Below are 14,215 nucleotides of genomic sequence, written 5' to 3' on the forward strand. Positions count from 1 at the left end.
ACGTATGGGTAACTAAGCAATTATCGTGCCAACATGGGTGCAGGTCAATGACATCGCACCAAATACATCCATAAACCGTTCACCCCCCTGTTTTTTAACATAACTTTTAATTGAAATGTTAGATTTTTCTCTCATCACAAAGGAGAGCATCTGCATTTCGCCTACAATCCTAGAATGTTTTGCAATTTGCATTGCAATTTGCAATTACCTTCGGGGTGGATTCGCATAATGCGATTTATCAACCTGTACCTATGGCTATGTCCAGATTAACCTAATACCATGACCCGCGAAAACAACTGACAGGATAACAGCTATGCGCGCGTTTCAACTTCTCTCACAGGGAGAGCCGGCAAATTTGATCAAATGTGACAGGCCGAATCCTGCATCTGATGAAATTCGCCTGAAAATTGAAGCCTGCGGATTGAACTTCGGCGACCTGCTTATGATCAAAGGCACCTATCAGGAACGTCCCGCCCTGCCCTTCACTCTGGGCATGGAACCCGCCGGGGTTGTCGATGCCGTGGGGGAAGATGTCACCAACCTGAAACCCGGTGACAGGGTTGCGGTTTACCACGGTCACGGCGGGCTGGCCGAATACGGCTGCTTTCCCGCGGCCAACTGCAATCTGTTGCCCGACAATATGACAACCACAGTCGGGGCCGGATTTCTGGTGGCTTACGGCACCTCGCATCTGGCGCTGGAGCATCGGGCGCGGCTGAAGGCGGGGGAAACGCTGCTGGTGCTGGGGGCGGCAGGCGGGATCGGCCTGACGGCGATTGAAATCGGCAAACGGATGGGGGCCACCGTGATTGCCTGCGCCCGCGGCCGGGACAAACTGGAAATCGCCGCCAATGCCGGTGCGGACCATCTGATCGACAGCGACACGGACGATTTGCACGAGGTGGTCAAATCACTGGGCGGCGCGGATGTGGTCTATGACCCTGTTGGCGGGGATTTGTTCAAGGCAGCCCTGCGCGCCTGCAACCCCGAAGCGCGGATTATTCCGCTGGGGTTTGCCAGTGGACAGGTGCCGCAAATTCCGGCCAATATTCTGCTGGTCAAGAATATCGATGTGATCGGCTACTACTGGGGCGGCTATCTGAAATTTGCCCCCAAAGTGCTGCACGACAGTCTGGACACCCTGCTGGAATGGTATGCCGCAGGCGAATTGCACCCGCATATCAGCCACACATTGCCGCTGGAACAGGCGAACGAGGCCCTGGAGCTGCTGCGCAGTCGCAAATCCACCGGCAAGGTGGTGGTGACAATATAGGACCGGATACAAACCCGCCCTGCCCCGTTGCAAATTCAAATTGCCCAACGCCGAAAAACCCGCCACTATCCCGTTGACCCAAATGGATATGGCACTGATGATCCTATGCTGCGGCGAAGCCCTGATTGACATGTTGCCCGACCGCACAAAACCCGGTGAAACGGCTTTTGTGCCGGCGGTTGGCGGTGCGGTGTTCAACACGGCCATCGCCTTGGGGCGTTTGGGGGTTGAAACCGGCTTTTACAGTGGCCTGTCGCAGGATTTCTTTGGCGATATGCTGCGGGATGCCTTGCAGCACAGCCACGTTGACAGCACCCTTGCAACGATCAGCAACCGCCCCACAACACTTGCATTTGTGCGACTGGTGGACGGGCAGGCGCGCTATACGTTTTACGACGAAAACACCGCCGGTCGTATGCTGGAACCGGAAGACCTGCCGCTATTGCCTGACAGAATACAAACGCTGTTCTTTGGCGGCATTTCGCTGGTCTCCGAGCCTTGCGGCAGCGCTTACGAGGCCCTGATGCATCAGCACAGCGGGCGTGTTACCATGCTGGACCCGAATATCCGTCCCGGCTTTGTCACCGACGTAGCTGCCTATCGGGCACGTCTTGACCGAATGATGGCACAAGCAGACATCGTGAAACTGTCGGACGAGGATTTGCGCTGGCTGTTTGGCGAAGGTGATATGCAGCAGATGGCGCAAGACGTGATCGCCAAAGGGGCGGCAATTGTGTTTGTGACCCAAGGCGCAAAGGGGGCCTGGGCCTATACCGGATCGCAGAGCGTTTTCGTTCCGGCCAGGGCGGCCACAGTGGTAGATACCGTCGGGGCCGGGGATACGTTCAATGCCGGCGTTCTGGCGTCCTTGTCAAAACAGGGGCTGCTGGGTAAATCCGCGTTACAATCAATCGGCAAATCCGCCCTGACGGCGGCCCTGACATATGGCAACCGCGCCGCTGCAATCACCGTTGCGCGGGCCGGTGCAAACCCGCCGTGGAAAAAGGAGTTATCATGAGAGCATTGATCCAGCGTGTGACCGAAGCGTCCGTCACTGTTGACGGCAAGGTCATTGGTGAAATCGGCACGGGCTTGCTGGTTTTGGTCTGTGCGATGCAGGGCGATACCACGGCCAATGCCGATACATTGGCGGCCAAGATCAGTAAACTGCGGATATTTCCGGATGACGCGGGCAAGATGAACCGCTCGTTGCTGGACATCGGCGGCGCGGCCTTGGTGGTTAGCCAGTTCACCCTTGCCGCCGATACATCACGCGGCAACCGCCCGGGGTTTTCCACGGCGGCCAAACCGGATGAAGGGCGCAAATTGTATGAATATTTTGCGGCTCAAATCGCCGGTTTGGGTATTCCCACAGAAACCGGCGAATTCGGCGCGGATATGACGGTCCGCCTGTTGAATGATGGACCGGTCACGATCTGGATGGAATATTAGGGGTTTAGCAACCGCGGGATTCAACCAACACCCACAAGTATCCATGCGTATAAGCCTTGCCCGCTTTGGCAATACCAATGCCGTACTGATTTGTTCCGCGGCCCAGCAAGATGTTCTTGCGATGGCCCGGTGAATTCATCCAGTCTTTGACAAGCTCGGATGGATTGGTCTGGCCAACCGCGATATTCTCGGCAACCAACCCTGCACGACACCCTTGGCGGCGCAGCCGCGCCTTTGGCTTGGAGCCGTTCGCACCGCGATGGGAAAAATACCCTTTCACGGCCATATCGCAGGCATGAGCCAAAGCCGACGCTTGCAACCGCGGTTCGAACTGCAGCGGTTTGCGCCCGTGGGCCACCCTTTGGGCATTGATGGCTTTAGCGGCCTCTTGGGCCAATTGCGAAGCATTCGCCGGAATTTCACAAGAACCGGCTGCGGCCAGTGCAGGCGACATGAACATGCCCAAGGAAAGAGCAATTGCAAATTTTACTGAAAACTTCACGGGATTTCCTTCTTGATAGTATTCCATTCCCGTTATCACTAGAACGGTAACTTGTATATTTCACGGCAAGATTGTGTCTGAATTATTACCACACCTTACCCGTCAGGATTTCTTGACAAACTCGGTCAGGATCACAATCTGCTGCCCGTTCACACGGCCCTCGATGTGCCCTTCATTGTCCTGCACCAACGAGATGTTGCGCACGGCAGTGCCACGTTTGGCGGTAAACCCTGCCCCTTTGACGTTCAGATCCTTGATCAGGGTTACGGTATCCCCTGCCGCCAATTGCACGCCGTTCGTGTCGCGGTGAATGAGCGACGGCTCATCATCCTCAACCAGACCAGCCTCGGCCCATTCCAGATTTTCCGGCTCCAGATAGGCAATATCCAGCAAATCCCGCGCCCATGCTTCGGATTTCAGACGCGATAGCAAACGGTATGCGGTGACTTGGGTGGCGGCATCCGTGCTCCAGATTGCGTCACTCAGGCAACGCCAATGCGGCGCATCGGTGATTTCACCTTCGACTCCCGCGCGGCATGTAGCACATAATGTCACGCTCTGTCCGTCATTTAGCGCGACGGCCACCACAGACAGATCGGTTTCACCCCCACATAGTCCGCAATTAGATGCAAGTTCCGACATTTCCAAACCTTTTTATACTTTTTGCTGCTTGCAGGTCTGATATAAAGAGCATGGTGCGTCAACCGTTCCGTTGTGTGATTTTACCAAAAGCCGAAGCAGCATCCAAATAGCAATACAGATGCAGTTTTCCGTTTGGTGGAATTCCACTGGTGATTATTTGACACCTTATCTTTAGCGAGTTCCACATGCGTATACGAAAAACTGCCCAGAACCGAAAAACCGAGATCGAGCAAACGGTATTAAAGCTTGCCTTCAAACTGGGGCCTTCACAGGTAACCACAGGAATGATTGCCAACGAATTGGGCCTGACCCAACCGGCAATATATCGGCATTACCCGAAAAAAGACGATATCTGGGCGGCAATCGCAACGCAGTTAAGCGACAAGATCAAACGCAATATCGTCAAAGCAACGGATCCGAACATTTCACCATTAGAACGCCTTAGAAAACTGGTGTTGGAGCATTTGAAACTGGTGCAACAATACCCTGCATTGCCGGAATTCATGGTGATCCGGAATAGGAAAAACGACCGCGCAGTTGTACAAAACAACATTCAGGTTGCAATCACCGCTTTACGGGCGGCCCTTGAAACGGAAGTAATGGCAGCGGTTGCCGACAGCACATTTCGCAAAACCCTTGACCCTGTTGATGCAGCCGCACTGATTTTCGGTGTTATTCAAAGCCTTGTCTTGCGAATGCTGGTCACGCGCAATCCTGCGATATTGGCCAAAGATGGCGCGCGCCTACTGGATCTGCAATTGGCTGGTTTTTCCTGATAAATCGGCGATACCATACTTTTGGTAAATGGTGCCCGGGGGCGGATTTGAACCACCGACACGAGGATTTTCAGTCCACTGCTCTACCCCTGAGCTACCCGGGCACGGGTGAACGATTTCTCGTTCGGGTCGCGGTGTTCTAGACGCGGGGCCCACGGGTGTCCAGAGGGTTTTCAATAAAAATATCAATGCGGCGCAAGATTGGTCTTTTCCATCTCGGCTGTGGCTTCATCCATGTCCTCGGGCGTATCGGCCGGAACCGCATAAGCACCATTAAACCAGCGCCCAAGGTCCACATCTGCACAGTGTTTCGAGCAGAACGGCCGGTATTTGATATCCGTTTTCTTATCGCATATAGGACATGACATAACGCATTCTTGCATGTTCCTGAAAAATATCCAAGCCGGAAAAGAAAGTACATAAAAACGAGGGAGAGGCGAGCGTGAATACTGGACAGAATATACCAATGCGGCCACAGCCCCCGTTCCTCAACCACTTCTTCCCCCTATGAACTACAGACGTGAAATTGACGGCCTGCGGGCAATCGCGGTTTTGCCGGTTATTTTATACCATGCCGGATTTTCGGTGTTTCAGGGTGGCTATGTCGGGGTTGATGTATTTTTTGTGATCAGCGGCTTTCTGATTACCACGATCATCCTGAATGACCTGAAACAGGGCCGGTTTTCGATCCTGCGGTTTTACGAGCGGCGGGCGCGGCGTATTTTACCGGCGCTTTTCACGGTGGTCGCCGCCTGCGTGCCGTTTGCCTGGGTCTGGATGACGCCGGTGCAGATGGATAAATTCTCGCAAAGCGTTCTGGCGACTTTCCTGTTTTTGTCCAATATCTATTTCTGGCGTGACAGCGGCTATTTCGCCGCCGCTGCCGATGAAAAGCCGCTGATCCACACCTGGAGCCTGGCTGTGGAAGAACAGTTCTATCTGCTGTTCCCGCTGCTTTTGCTATTACTGTGGAAAAGGGGCGCGCGCCCCGGAACATTCTGGATTTCCGTACTGGCCGTGGCCAGCTTGCTGTTTTCACAATGGGCAAGCGGGGTTGATCCGGAAAAGAACTTCTTTTTCACAGGGTCGCGCATCTGGGAATTGATGGTTGGGTCGATCGCAGCCTGCATCATGGTGAAACGCCCGCCGGCCCCCAAAGACGGCGTTGCCGCCCTTGGGTTGCTGATGATTGTCTTTGCTATTTTCGCCTATAACGATGCGACCCCCTTCCCGTCGTTCTATACGCTGGTGCCAGTATTGGGCACGGCGTTTATCCTTGTTTTTGCAGACAAAAACACAATGACCGGCCGCCTGCTATCAATGCCCTTTCTGGTCGGTATCAGATTGATCAGTTACAGCGCGTATTTGTGGCACCAGCCTATTTTTGCCTTTGCCCGAATATATAACATCACCGCACCGTCACAGCTGTTGATGCTGGCACTGGCCTTGCTGTCCATTGGACTTGCCTATCTGTCGTGGCGATTTGTCGAACAGCCCTTCCGCCGCACAAAAACCGGCCCCCTGAAAAGCCGGAAAAGCGTGTTTCTGGCTTCGGGCATCGGCATGGCATTGTTTTTGGCGTTTGGCGTCTACGGGGACAAAAGCGACGGAATTCCAAACCGTTTACCCGCCAATGTCGCATCGTTTTACGCAACCAATGAATGGGACAAAAGCTGCCTTTACCAACGCCGTGACGGGCAGCCGGATTGGCCAAACGAGCGGTGCATTTTCAACAAAGGTGCGCCGTTAAAGATAGCCATATGGGGGGATTCCATTGCCGCATCTTTAACGCCCAGCATCGCCCGTGTTGTGCAAGAGAACGGTGTTGAAGTGCACCAACTCACATATGGTTCGTGCATGCCGGTTCGTGGGCTTCATCGTGCGGCGGTGGAGGGCCAGGACCCTTGCATAGATTTTGTCAATCGATCCCATGACTTTATACAGAAGGCTGGTTTTGATGCTGTTGTTATTGTCGCCAACTGGCCGACGTATCTGGAATCCGCCGCGTCACTGGAACCTGTCAGGACATCCCCGAAAGCCGAATTTACTGATGTATTCAAACAAAGCGTCGATCAGCTTGGCGTGCCAGTTTTATTGCTTTTCACCCATCCAAGCGCAAAATACGAGGTTATCGACGCTGCGGGCAGGGTCTTGTTGCACGACAATCTTGTGCCAAAACTGGGTATCTCTATTCAAGAATTTCACGATAGAACCCAACGCACCCGCCCCCTTCTGGAAAAGGCTGCCAAGACTGCTGACGTTCAGACGCTTTCAATGGAGAGCCTGTTCTGTGACACCTATCAAAAGGGCGAATGTGTATTCAGCGCCGGACAGGACATTTTCCTGTCTGACAAAGTGCATTTTTCCCCGACCGGCGCGGATATCGTGGCAGGTGCGGTATACAAAAAACTAGCTGAAATGCTGAACCTTAGCCCAAGGCAATAGGCAGGCGTTCGCGTTTTCTTTGCAATTCATAGTGGCCCAGCGGGGTCCAGCCCACCAGTGCGGTTTCAATGCTGTCGGCACGAAAGGCGCTGCGCAGGGCGTTTTCAAACTGTTTGCGATCCTTTTTCGCCAACGGCGCCAGATCCAGCGTGATCTGGCCGCCCAAACCGCGAAGGCGCAACTGGCGGGGCAATTCGCGGGCACAGGCCAGATTGGCCTTTAATCCTGCCGCAGGCGAGGTGTCGCCGCCGGTGTTCACATCCACAGCCACCAAGGCGCGGGTCGGCTCGATGTATAATGTTACGCTGCCCAGCCGCACCTCGGCCCCTTGCAGCGCGTCGATGGCATCCAGCACGCCGTGGTCCTCGAAGGATCCGTCATGGTTGGCCAACTGGTCCGGCTCCCCCCATTCGCGCCAGCCTAGATGATGCGCATCCAGCCCGTCCATCAGCAATTCGGGATCAGAGCCATCAGCGCCCGTCACGGCTTCGGCAGCGTCGCGCATGGCCAGAATATCTTCCTCGATCTCGTCGCCATCCACCCCGTCACACCCCGATCGCAGGATCAGCCCGAAATCCGAGCCATCCATCGCGATATGGGCAATTTCCAGCAGGCGGTCACGCTCGTCCTCGTTGCGGATCGAGCGGGAGATATTCAGGCCCGGCGCATCCGGCGTGACAATCGCATAGCGGCTTTTGAACAGCACCTTGTGGGTGACCGGCACCGCCTTGCCGCCTTCGGCATAACCGGTGACCTGCACCGCCATGGTCTGGCCGGGGCGCAAGCCCTTGCCCTGGCGCAGGAACGCGGTTTGGCCATCGGGCAGGCGCAGCATCATGCCCCCCTGCCCCTTGAGCGGACGATCCACCACCGCGCGGTAGATCGCGCCGGGGGTCGGGGCCGCACCATCGGGCGGGGACAGCAGCAAATCCTGTAGTTTTCCGTCAATCATCAGCGCCGCCGCAGGGCGACCGTTATAATGATCCAGCGCAACCAGAGTGCCCTTCATGACCAGCCTTTCAATAGCGGATAGCCCGCCGTTTGTAATAATTGTGCGGTTTCGGCCACCGGCAGGCCCATCACAGCGGAAAAGGATCCGCGGATCCACGGGATAAACGCGCCGGCCGGTCCCTGAATGGCATAGCCACCCGCCTTGCCGCGCCAGTCGTCACTGGCCAGATAGGCGTTCAGTTCCTCGTCCGACAGACGTTTCATCTGAACAGTGGTGACAACATCGCGTTCCCACAGTTTGTCGCCGCGTTTCACCGCCACCGCCGTGATCACCTTGTGCCGTCGTCCAGCCATTGCCAGCAGAAATTCCGCCGCCTGCCCCGCATCCGCAGGTTTGCCCAATATCCGTCGGCCCAGCGCCACCGTGGTATCGGCGCACAGCACGATTTCATCGGGCGTGGCACTTACGGCCAACACCTTTTCCCGCGCCATGCGGGCACAGTAAGGGCGTGGTAATTCGCGGATTTGCGGGGTTTCGTCGATGTCGGGCGGGCGGACATCATCCGCCACCACCCCGATTTGCGCCAACAGCTCGGCCCGCCTTGGGCTGCCAGAGCCCAGAACCAGCCGGACGCTCATAACGCTACTTGAAGCGATAGTTGATACGGCCCTTGGTCAGGTCATAGGGGGTCATTTCGACCTGCACCTTGTCACCTGCCAGAACGCGAATACGGTTCTTGCGCATTTTACCTGCCGTGTGCGCGATAATTTCATGGCCGTTTTCCAGCTCGACCCGAAATGTCGCGTTCGGCAGGAGTTCCTTTACGACGCCGGGAAATTCGAGCAGTTCTTCCTTAGCCATGGTCTCTCCTTAAAACATACACCCGCCATTGTGCGGGCGCCCCCTAGATGGGGCGAATAGGTTTTCTTTTCAAGAGAAATCCGCCTGACATACCGCTAATCAGTGGCAAAACCTGTATATTTGTCAGCCTTGATCGCTTTTGCCGCATGGGATACGCAAAAGTCAGGCGAACTGGGGGCTTATAAACAATGTGCTGGAGTGGAGAAGCTTCAACGGCGCTGACCGTTGCCGGATTTGGCGTCACCGCCTATGCCGCGTGGAAAAAGGAACCGGCCGCCCTGTGGCTGACGATGGGTTTCTTTTCCTCGATGGAGCTGATTCAGGCCCTGTCCTATCCGGTGATCGGCCAATGCGGCGCACCGGAAAACAAGGCCCTCAGCATTGCCAGTTTCATTCACATCGCGTTACAGCCGTTTTTCTTTAACCTGCTGGCGCTCTATTTCATCCCCGATGAAATACGCCGCAGAATCCAGAAACCCGTCTATGCCCTGTGCGCCGTGGCGGCGGGGATTACGATCTGGCAGGTGATGCCCTCGGAAACCTACGGGGCCTGTGCGCAACATCGCGGCATGTGCGGGCCGCAGTTTTGCACCCTGCCCGGCAACTGGCATCTGGCGTGGAAGTTTCCCCTTAACGGCTGGGGCAATGATTTTGCCGGCAACCCCAACTGGCTGTTGCGCCTGTTTCCCAATGCGCTGGTGGCCTACAGTTTGGCCGTTTTCATCCTGCCGCTGGTATACGGATCATGGAAAATCGCAACATATCAGTATCTTATGGGGCCTGTTCTGGCCAGCCAACTGACCGACAACATAGACGAAGCGCCGGCCATCTGGTGCCTGATGTCGATCGGAATTGTGTTTCTGGTGATGAAAACCCCCTTGCGGGATATCATGCGCGTGCATCGCTGGCCGTTGTGGCCTAAAGCATCCCGACAAACGCCCGGATCAATCGTCCACCCCGCCGCTCGGCCAGATTGACGACGGCTTCTTCCATCAGGATCGGTGTGCCGCTGATTGTAATCGGGGCAAGGCGCACATCCTCGGCCATTTCCTTTTGCGACACAAAGCCGATGCCCACGCCCGAGGCGACGATTTCCTGCACCGCCTCGCGCCCTTCGGCCTCGATTGCCGCCATCAGGGAAATGCCTTGGGCCCCGGCCGCCCGTTCCAGTTTCTGACGGGTTTTTGATCCCTTTTCACGCAGCACCAGCGGCAGCCCCGCCAGTTGCTTTAGGGACAGCGAATGATGTGCAGACAGGGGATTCGTGCGGGCGGTAAAGGCGATGATCGGGCTGGCCCCCAACCGCACCACATCAATCGCCGCCGTATCCGGCACGGTGCCCAGCACACCGATATCGGCGCGGTAATCATGCAGGGCCTCGATCACTTCGGCGGAATTGCCGGTGCGAATTTCCACCCGCACCTGCGGAAATTTCTGTCGGAACCGCGCCAGAACCGCCAGAACATGACTGGCCGAATCCACATGCAGCCGCAGGGTGCCGGAACTAAAGGCGCGGTTTTCCTGTAACAGCTCGCGGGCCTGATTTTCATTTTCAAACAATCGCTTGGTGATCTCCAGCAGGTGTTCCCCCTGCTCTGTCAATGTCACCTGCCGCTTTTCACGGTTGAACAACAGGGTGTCGTATTCCTCTTCCAGCTTGCGCACTTGATCGGAAATCGCCGGCTGGGTCAGATGCAATGCTTTTGCCGCGTTGGAAAAGCCGCCGTGCAGGGCAACATTGTGAAAGGCGCGAAGCTGAACATAACGCATTTTTTAGAATCCATTAGTAAAATCGTTAGGTTGATCTAAATTAACGATTTTTCAAACGGTCGGGCAAGGGGCTATTGATACCATATTCGACACCCGAGCAAAGGCACACGCCATGTCCGACACCGCCCCCAAAATCGCTCCGCCGCATCTGGGCGAACCCTACCTTCTAACCCCCGGCCCTCTGACCACATCCTATGCGGTGAAACAGGCGATGCTGCGTGACTGGGGCAGTTGGGATGGCGATTTTCGCGCTGTCACAGCGGAAATGCGCAAGATGCTGCTGGAGATGATCAACGATACCAAAGGCGAATTTGATTGCGTGCCGATGCAAGGCAGCGGCACCTTTTCGGTCGAGGCGATGCTGGCCAGTTTCACCCCGCGTGACGGCAAGGTTCTGGTGCTGTCCAACGGCGCCTATGGCAAGCGAATCGCGCAAACGCTGGACTATCTGAACCGCGATCATGTGGTGATCGACAAGGGCGATTATATGCCGCCGCGCGGGGAGGAGGTAACAGCCGCCCTGCGCGCTGACCCCGCCATCAGCCATGTGGTTGTGGTGCATTGCGAAACCAGTTCCGGCATCCTGAACCCCGTCGCGGAAATCTCGCAAGCCGTTTATGCCGAGGGGCGCAAACTGCTGATCGATTCGATGAGCGCCTTTGGTGCGATTCCGCTGGGTGTTAGCGAAATACGCTATGAGGCGATGGTCTCATCTGCCAACAAATGTATCGAAGGTGTGCCCGGTTTCGGCTTTGTCATCGCCCGCAAGGATGAATTGCAGGCCGCAAAGGGGCGCAGCCATTCCCTCAGCCTCGATCTGCACGCACAATGGGCGCATATGAACAAAACCGGCCAGTGGCGCTTTACCCCGCCGACCCATGTGGTTGTGGCCTTTCTGGAAGCCCTGAAAGCGCACCGCGCCGAAGGCGGTGTTGCAGGGCGCGGCGCGCGCTATGCCGACAACCGCGACGTGCTGGTCGAGGGAATGCGCGGCCTCGGGTTTGAAACCCTGCTCAAGGACCGCTGGCTGTCTCCCATCATCGTTACCTTCTTCAATCCGGCGCATAAGTCGTTTGATTTCAACAGCTTCTATGAGGCGATGAAGCGCAAGGGTTTCATCATCTACCCCGGCAAACTGACCGTTGTTGACAGTTTTCGCATTGGCTGCATCGGACAGATGGACGCCGATGTGATGCGACAGGTGGTGCAGGCTGCCAAGGACTCCCTGAACGAAATGGGCGTGCCTGATGCGGCCCCGCCCGAACAAGCCCTGATCGAGCGCGCCAGACTGGCCGCGTAAATTTTTTCACTGACTCATCATAAGGAAACATGAAAAATGAGCCAATTCGGAAACTACACATATTCCCGCACCTATCGCGGCAAGGTTCAGGCGCTGGTGCTGGACTGGAGCGGCACCATTGCCGACGCCTATGTCATCGCCCCTGCGGTGGTGTTCGTCGAGGTGTTCAAAAATCAGGGCGTCGAAATTTCGATGGAAGAGGCCCGCGGCCCGATGGGCCTGCGCAAGGATCTGCACATCAAAATGCTGACCGAGGATCCGGTGATCGCCGAGCGCTGGAAGTCGATCAAGGGCAAGTATCCCGACCAATCCGATGTAGATGCGATGTTCAAGGATTTCGTGCCCGCACAACTGGATTGCCTGCGCAAATACACCACCATCCTGCCCGGCGTTAAGGACGTGCTGGTCGATCTGCAAAAGCAGGGCCTGAAAATCGGCGCCTCGACCGGCTTTGTGCGTTCCATGGTGGATGTGTTGCTTGAGGATTGCATCAAACAGGGCTTCACCCCCGACGCCACTGTTGCCGGTGACGAGGTGATCAACGGCGCCCGCCCTGCCCCGCATATGGTGTGGAAAAATCTGGACCTGATGAATATCTCGGAAATCAAATCGGTTGTGAAATGTGATGACACGGTTTCCGGCGTGGGCGAAGCCCTGAACGCGGGGTGCTGGGGTGTTGGTCTGGTGCGCTATTCCAACTATATGAACATCAATTCGCTGGACGAAGAAGCAACATTGTCCGAGGCCGAAATCCAGCGGCGCATGGCCCACACGCGTAAAATCCTGCTGGAATCCGGCGCGCATTACGTGATCGATTCACTGGTGGACCTGCCCGCCGTGATCAACGATATCAACGCCCGCCTGGCGCGCGGCGAAAAGCCTTAATCGGCACAGACAGACAACCGGCCAGCCGCAGATATGTTGTGGCTGGCCGTGGTTTTACCCAGATGTAAAATAGACTAGTTGGTAAATTTTTCCCATCAAAGGGATTGCCGCAACGGCAATCCAAGCTATAGTCGGAGATGACGGGGGGAATTAATTCGGGCGAAGCGTCACAAAACCGTAGCATTATTACGGTTTACAGGCTTCGTTATCACTCCCTTCCCGCAATGATAAAAATTGAAGCTGAACCAACAGTTGCAAACCAATCCTTGGGAGAAATCATGGAAAAGTCTATTAAAATGCTGGCCACCACTGCCATTCTGGCACTGGGCACAGCCACTGCCGCACTGGCCGAAGAACTGACCGTTTACACAGCGGTCGAGGCCGAGGATCTGCCGCGCTACGCCGAAACTTTCAACAAAGCCTATCCCGATATCACCATCAACTGGGTGCGCGATTCGACCGGCATCATCACCGCCAAACTTCTGGCGGAAAAGGACAATCCGCAGGCCGACGTGGTCTGGGGGCTGGCTGGCACATCGCTGCTGCTGCTGAAATCCGAAGGGATGCTGGAACCCTATGCCCCCGCTGGCATGGACAAACTGGACCCTAAATTCGTGGACAGCGACAACCCGCCCGCATGGGTTGGCATGGATGCCTGGGTCGCCGCCGTTTGCTACAACACGGTCGAGGCCGAAAAGGCCGGCCTGACCCCGCCAACATCATGGAAAGACCTGACCGATCCGCAGTATGCAGGCCAGATCATCATGCCGAACCCCAATTCATCGGGCACCGGTTTTCTGGACGTTTCCAGCTGGCTGCAAATGTTCGGCGAGGACGGCGGCTGGGCCTATATGGACGCGCTGCATGAAAATATCGCGCGTTATACACACTCCGGCTCCAAGCCGTGTAAACTGGCCGCGGCCGGTGAAATCCCGATCGGTATTTCCTTTGCATTCCGTGGGGCCAAATCCAAAGCCGCCGGTGCGCCGCTGGAAATCATCGTGCCAAGCGAAGGCGTGGGCTGGGAGATGGAAGCAACCGCGATCATCGCCGGAACCGCACATCAGGAAGCCGCGCAAAAGCTGGTTGATTTCTCGGTCTCGATGGACGCGATGCAGATGTATAATCAGGGCTATGCCGTGGTTGCCATCCCGGGCGTGGCCAAACCGGTGGAATATTTCCCCGAAGGTCTGGTTGACGCGATGATCGACAATGATTTTGAATGGGCCGCCAACAACCGGGCCACCATTCTGGCCGAATGGCAGAAACGCTATGACGGTAAATCCGACCCGAAATAGCGCCTTGAATACTGCGAGGGGCCACAGCGGCCCTTCGCTTTTTTCTAAACATACCAATA

General features: G+C 56.0%; 16 protein-coding genes and 1 tRNA gene. 9 read left to right on the plus strand and 8 right to left on the minus strand.

What is annotated here, in order from left to right:
• Positions 1-313: 313 nt before the first annotated feature.
• The 3 genes from BAR1_RS11310 (at position 314) to dtd (ending at position 2,725) form a co-directional block, all read left to right on the plus strand.
• Complete coding sequence (locus BAR1_RS11310) at positions 314-1,273, plus strand: NADPH:quinone oxidoreductase family protein (protein WP_118943118.1); 960 nt, start codon at positions 314-316, stop codon at positions 1,271-1,273.
• A gap of 97 nt (positions 1,274-1,370) precedes the next feature.
• Positions 1,371-2,291, plus strand: a complete 921-nt coding sequence (locus tag BAR1_RS11315) for a carbohydrate kinase family protein (RefSeq protein WP_118944448.1) — start codon at positions 1,371-1,373, stop codon at positions 2,289-2,291.
• Positions 2,288-2,725: a D-aminoacyl-tRNA deacylase gene (gene dtd / locus BAR1_RS11320; protein ID WP_118943119.1), complete on the plus strand. Its 438-nt coding sequence runs from the start codon at positions 2,288-2,290 to the stop codon at positions 2,723-2,725. Before BAR1_RS11315 ends, dtd begins: the two co-directional genes overlap by 4 nt.
• 4 nt (positions 2,726-2,729) lie before the next feature.
• Here dtd and BAR1_RS11325 read toward each other — a convergent pair whose 3' ends face one another.
• The gene (locus tag BAR1_RS11325) at positions 2,730-3,227 is read right to left on the minus strand and encodes a CAP domain-containing protein (RefSeq protein WP_228408542.1); all 498 of its coding nucleotides are present in this window, start codon (positions 3,225-3,227) and stop codon (positions 2,730-2,732) included.
• 102 nt (positions 3,228-3,329) lie between these two features.
• Positions 3,330-3,869, minus strand: a complete 540-nt coding sequence (locus tag BAR1_RS11330) for a PhnA domain-containing protein (RefSeq protein WP_118943120.1) — start codon at positions 3,867-3,869, stop codon at positions 3,330-3,332.
• A 185-nt stretch (positions 3,870-4,054) separates the two neighbouring features.
• On the opposite strand from BAR1_RS11330, the gene BAR1_RS11335 reads away from it, so the two are divergent.
• Positions 4,055-4,645, plus strand: coding sequence for a TetR/AcrR family transcriptional regulator (locus tag BAR1_RS11335; RefSeq protein ID WP_118943121.1), 591 nt, complete (start codon positions 4,055-4,057; stop codon positions 4,643-4,645).
• Positions 4,646-4,674: 29 nt separating this feature from the next.
• Here BAR1_RS11335 and BAR1_RS11340 read toward each other — a convergent pair.
• Together BAR1_RS11340 and BAR1_RS11345 are read right to left on the minus strand one after the other, a co-directional pair.
• Positions 4,675-4,749, minus strand: a tRNA-Phe gene (locus BAR1_RS11340).
• An 81-nt stretch (positions 4,750-4,830) separates the two neighbouring features.
• On the minus strand, positions 4,831-5,013 hold the full coding sequence (locus BAR1_RS11345; RefSeq protein WP_118943122.1) for a DNA gyrase inhibitor YacG: 183 nt from the start codon (positions 5,011-5,013) through the stop codon (positions 4,831-4,833).
• A 139-nt stretch (positions 5,014-5,152) separates the two neighbouring features.
• On the opposite strand from BAR1_RS11345, the gene BAR1_RS11350 reads away from it, so the two are divergent.
• Positions 5,153-7,090, plus strand: a complete 1,938-nt coding sequence (locus tag BAR1_RS11350) for an acyltransferase family protein (RefSeq protein ID WP_118943123.1) — start codon at positions 5,153-5,155, stop codon at positions 7,088-7,090.
• Here BAR1_RS11350 and BAR1_RS11355 read toward each other — a convergent pair.
• Genes BAR1_RS11355 through infA form a run of 3 tightly spaced genes read right to left on the minus strand, consistent with a single transcriptional unit; the run spans position 7,074 to position 8,903 of the window.
• The gene (locus tag BAR1_RS11355; protein WP_118943124.1) at positions 7,074-8,099 is read right to left on the minus strand and encodes a ribonuclease E/G; all 1,026 of its coding nucleotides are present in this window, start codon (positions 8,097-8,099) and stop codon (positions 7,074-7,076) included. The genes BAR1_RS11350 and BAR1_RS11355 overlap by 17 nt on opposite strands.
• Positions 8,096-8,680 carry a Maf family protein gene (locus BAR1_RS11360; RefSeq protein ID WP_118943125.1) on the minus strand — a complete coding sequence of 195 codons (585 nt, stop codon included), beginning with the start codon at positions 8,678-8,680 and terminating at the stop codon, positions 8,096-8,098. Before BAR1_RS11360 ends, BAR1_RS11355 begins: the two co-directional genes overlap by 4 nt.
• 4 nt (positions 8,681-8,684) lie before the next feature.
• Positions 8,685-8,903, minus strand: coding sequence for a translation initiation factor IF-1 (infA, locus tag BAR1_RS11365; protein ID WP_007205486.1), 219 nt, complete (start codon positions 8,901-8,903; stop codon positions 8,685-8,687).
• Positions 8,904-9,091: 188 nt separating this feature from the next.
• Here infA and BAR1_RS11370 point away from each other — a divergent pair, with 188 nt between their 5' ends.
• Entirely contained in the window at positions 9,092-9,880 is a 789-nt protein-coding gene (locus tag BAR1_RS11370; RefSeq protein ID WP_118943126.1) for a DUF5765 domain-containing protein, read from the plus strand.
• On the opposite strand, the gene BAR1_RS11375 is transcribed toward BAR1_RS11370, so the two are convergent.
• On the minus strand, positions 9,822-10,673 hold the full coding sequence (locus tag BAR1_RS11375; protein WP_118943127.1) for a LysR substrate-binding domain-containing protein: 852 nt from the start codon (positions 10,671-10,673) through the stop codon (positions 9,822-9,824). The two genes, BAR1_RS11370 and BAR1_RS11375, sit on opposite strands and share 59 nt — an antisense overlap.
• 112 nt (positions 10,674-10,785) lie before the next feature.
• On the opposite strand from BAR1_RS11375, the gene BAR1_RS11380 reads away from it, so the two are divergent.
• The 3 genes from BAR1_RS11380 to BAR1_RS11390 all read left to right on the plus strand — a co-directional run bounded on the left by BAR1_RS11380 (position 10,786) and on the right by BAR1_RS11390 (position 14,156).
• On the plus strand, positions 10,786-11,973 hold the full coding sequence (locus BAR1_RS11380) for a 2-aminoethylphosphonate--pyruvate transaminase (protein ID WP_118943128.1): 1,188 nt from the start codon (positions 10,786-10,788) through the stop codon (positions 11,971-11,973).
• 36 nt (positions 11,974-12,009) lie between these two features.
• Positions 12,010-12,858, plus strand: coding sequence for a phosphonoacetaldehyde hydrolase (phnX, locus tag BAR1_RS11385; RefSeq protein ID WP_118943129.1), 849 nt, complete (start codon positions 12,010-12,012; stop codon positions 12,856-12,858).
• Between the two features lie 278 nt (positions 12,859-13,136).
• Entirely contained in the window at positions 13,137-14,156 is a 1,020-nt protein-coding gene (locus tag BAR1_RS11390; RefSeq protein ID WP_118944450.1) for a putative 2-aminoethylphosphonate ABC transporter substrate-binding protein, read from the plus strand.
• Positions 14,157-14,215 lie beyond the last annotated feature (59 nt).

This window comes from Profundibacter amoris (genome assembly GCF_003544895.1).
GTDB classification, from domain to species: domain Bacteria; phylum Pseudomonadota; class Alphaproteobacteria; order Rhodobacterales; family Rhodobacteraceae; genus Profundibacter; species Profundibacter amoris.